4 protein-coding genes and 1 pseudogene are annotated in these 2,926 nt (G+C 39.9%); 2 read left to right on the forward strand and 3 right to left on the reverse strand.

Going from position 1 to position 2,926, the window contains the following annotated elements; genetic code table 11:
- Positions 1–93: 93 nt before the first annotated feature.
- Positions 94–1,152, reverse strand: a complete 1,059-nt coding sequence (locus A5295_RS04465) for a hypothetical protein (RefSeq protein ID WP_064621862.1) — start codon at positions 1,150–1,152, stop codon at positions 94–96.
- Between the two features lie 401 nt (positions 1,153–1,553).
- Here A5295_RS04465 and A5295_RS04470 point away from each other — a divergent pair, with 401 nt between their 5' ends.
- Both A5295_RS04470 and A5295_RS04475 read left to right on the forward strand, forming a co-directional pair.
- Entirely contained in the window at positions 1,554–1,868 is a 315-nt protein-coding gene (locus tag A5295_RS04470; RefSeq protein WP_064621864.1) for a type II toxin-antitoxin system RelB/DinJ family antitoxin, read from the forward strand.
- Positions 1,865–2,197: a type II toxin-antitoxin system RelE/ParE family toxin gene (locus A5295_RS04475; RefSeq protein ID WP_064621866.1), complete on the forward strand. Its 333-nt coding sequence runs from the start codon at positions 1,865–1,867 to the stop codon at positions 2,195–2,197. Before A5295_RS04470 ends, A5295_RS04475 begins: the two co-directional genes overlap by 4 nt.
- Before the next feature lie 268 nt (positions 2,198–2,465).
- Here the strand turns inward: A5295_RS04475 and A5295_RS04480 are convergent.
- Positions 2,466–2,627: pseudogene (locus A5295_RS04480) on the reverse strand (ATPase); the annotation flags it as partial.
- A gap of 26 nt (positions 2,628–2,653) precedes the next feature.
- Entirely contained in the window at positions 2,654–2,845 is a 192-nt protein-coding gene (locus A5295_RS06595) for a DUF4417 domain-containing protein (protein WP_082915491.1), read from the reverse strand.
- Between the last annotated feature and the right edge of the window lie 81 nt (positions 2,846–2,926).

Consider the following 2,926-nt stretch of genomic DNA (forward strand, 5'->3'; position numbering starts at 1 on the left):
ATCAATAAAAATTTGGTATTGATAAAAATGGTTGGTTTTAGAAGTCGTCTAAAACCAACCACTATGTAAAGGGAAAATGAGTAAAGATGGAAACTATTTGCTATTAGTTACATCACCGTCACCATCTGGTGTTCCATCGGTATTCCATCCAGTGCCACAGCGATAGATATATCGACATTGATTAGGTGTTCTATGTAATTCATTATATGCTTTCCCGTCAGCAAGGTATTTATCCCAGTCGACCGCACCCGAATTCTTATTCTGTGCTGGCGCACTATAAGAAGACCCACCACGAGTACTTGAACGAGGAGTTCCCGAGCTAGTACGAGCCGCAGACTGGGAACGAGCCTGCGGAGCTGCTTGCGCCGCAGCCGCTGCGGCAGCGTCTGCCTGCTGCTTCGCTTGTATACTTGCGTTTACACTGTCGATTGCGCCTTGGACTGGCTCAAGAGCCTTAGTCAAAGACTCGACGGTTGCTTTCTTATCATTCAACGCTGCGGTAAGCGTGTTTATCTGGTTTTGCAGGTTATCACGAGTAGCATTATCAGCCACTTGACCGTCTGATGAGGAGAGCAGATTATTCATCTCATCAAGCTTCGCCTTCACCATATTCTTAGCATTTTCAAGATCCTTCACATTCTTCGACTTTGTGACCTGAACGACTGAGTTTTTCAGAGCCTTAGTGGTCTTATTAAGCTGTGCTGTAGTCTTATCAAGACTAGACATGGTCGCGTTGAAAGCCTGAGTGTAGGAGATAGCACAATTCAAAGACTGCGCCTTACTTACCTTTTTACTCTTAGCATGCTGGGCTGTGAATGTGGTGTAGGTTTTAGCGTTTGCAACCTGCTCCACACTAGTCACAGTCTTAGCAGTTTCATCAGCATCCTGGCGTGTCTTCTCGTACTGTGCCCACGCTTTGGCGTACGCACTGTTTGCCTGGATGCACGCTTGAGTCTTGGAATCTCTTAAAGACTTCACACCCAGCATACTCGCAACCAGCAAAGCTATAACTACAACAACCGCAGTAGCAATGATGATAAGCTTACGCTTCTTCTTGCTCCCTGGCTTCTGGTCACCGCGACCAGAAATAGCATCTAGTCTCGTAATCTCGGTTTCTTGTTTAATAATCTGATTTTTATCCATATTAGCCATAATTATCCTTCGTCTTTCTATCTATGTTTTTACTATACGTAAATATTCAGGTGAAAGATATATACATACTTAGTGTCGTTCTAATTTTTCTTTCCTAATCTCGATAACTTTTGCTTTATACATAGTAGTGAGAATACGATTGGCAACTTTTTGATATAAAGTCAATATGCTCGTGTGCTCCCCTCATATTGTCTTGTTTTAGAGGCGAACAGCTTCTGTAATCACATGACCCCCAAAAGCGCGTTATTTGTTCGTCAATGCGCCTAATTCACATCCAACAAAAAACACCTAAACCAACAACGGAAAGCTATAATCTGAATAGTAGTTAAACTTTTGCTTTCATCTGCTTGCGTATGCTTGCAACTATTTTGTAAAATAAGGTCAGAAAGGATGCGAACACAATGACAAACACAAACGCTGTATATGCAAGAATAGATACAAATCTTAAAGAAAACGCTGAAAGCATATTGAACCAGCTTGGCATAACACCGTCTTCAGCAATCCAAATGCTTTATAGTCAAATCGTTTTACAAAAAGGCATGCCATTTGAACTTCGTCTGCCGACTAATACACAAGAAAAACCGCTTGCTTTAGGTAATTTAACTCGAGCCGAACTGGATGCAGAATTACAAAAAGGCATCGACTCTATTTCGACTGGCAAACAATATAGTGCAGATGAAGTAGATCAGTTCTTTGCAAAGGAATATGGTGCATGAGTACAACTTATAACATCATCTATTCTCCGCAAGCGTTCCTTGATCTTACAGAACTATACGAATACATTCGCTTTACATTACAAGTTCCAAAAACAGCTGAAAAACAAGTCAACCGCATTAAGTATGCTATACGTTCTCTTGAGACTATGCCTATGCGATATCCTCCTGTAGCGAGGGAACCCTGGCATTCTGTGGGAATACGCAGAGTTTCAGTCGATAACTACACAGTTTTTTACCAAGTAGACGAAAACCAAATGACTGTAACAGTTATTCGTATCTTCTACTCAGGCAGAAATATTGAAAACATTGTTAACGACTCAAACAATTAATGCACGATTGGGGATAGAAAAGTACTGGCAACGTATTCACACTTTTTTGAGTGCACACTATGGATATTGGGTGCACCTTTTAACGATAGGAAAATATCGCAAAAAGGTTTAAGATTGGTTTAATAGCTTAATTCTTGAGCATAAAAAACAGCCTAGAAGCTCCCCTAGGCTGGTTGCAACGTTTCGTGGGATTTGACACTCTTTTAACTTTTGCACTAGTTTATTTTTATGTCTTCTAATCGTTCCTTTTTTTAATTATCTTTCTTTATCAATCGTTCTCTTTCAGAGCAAGTTCTATAAGCTTATCCGTGTAATCAGCCATAAATAACGGAATATTCAACATATCATCGTCTAGTTTGAGATTATTCAGCGAGAATCGTATACGTAATTTCGTTTGATTAGGGAATAATTCTTTAAACTTTTTCAAACTAGGTCTGTCTGGATTACCTTTACTAGTTAACAACGACATCCACGTGTTAACATCAAGTAATCTTCCGTATGCGTCAAAATATCTCTAAACTTTATGTCATGCTCGTAAAAGCAAACAAAGTCTTGCTTATCACAGCTACACTGCCTTTGAGAAAACGGCACAAGACCACTAGACACAACAATATAATTTGGAGCATCAATATGTGGTATGTCAACCATTCCTGAGATCTGAAAATTTCTTTATCCTGAAGCTTTATACAGTCTTTTTGCGTAGCGTATAATCTGTCTCTTATACACATC

Source organism: Gardnerella sp. 26-12 (assembly GCF_001660745.1).
GTDB lineage: Bacteria > Actinomycetota > Actinomycetes > Actinomycetales > Bifidobacteriaceae > Bifidobacterium > Bifidobacterium swidsinskii.

What these genes read in the sequence shown, in the direction of transcription:
- A5295_RS06595 (WP_082915491.1), bottom strand. Translation starts at nt 2,845, where the DNA reads ATGGTTGACATACCACATATTGATGCTCCAAATTATATTGTTGTGTCT.
- A5295_RS04470 (WP_064621864.1), top strand. Translation starts at nt 1,554, where the DNA reads ATGACAAACACAAACGCTGTATATGCAAGAATAGATACAAATCTTAAA.
- A5295_RS04465 (WP_064621862.1), bottom strand. Translation starts at nt 1,152, where the DNA reads ATGGCTAATATGGATAAAAATCAGATTATTAAACAAGAAACCGAGATT.
- A5295_RS04475 (WP_064621866.1), top strand. Translation starts at nt 1,865, where the DNA reads ATGAGTACAACTTATAACATCATCTATTCTCCGCAAGCGTTCCTTGAT.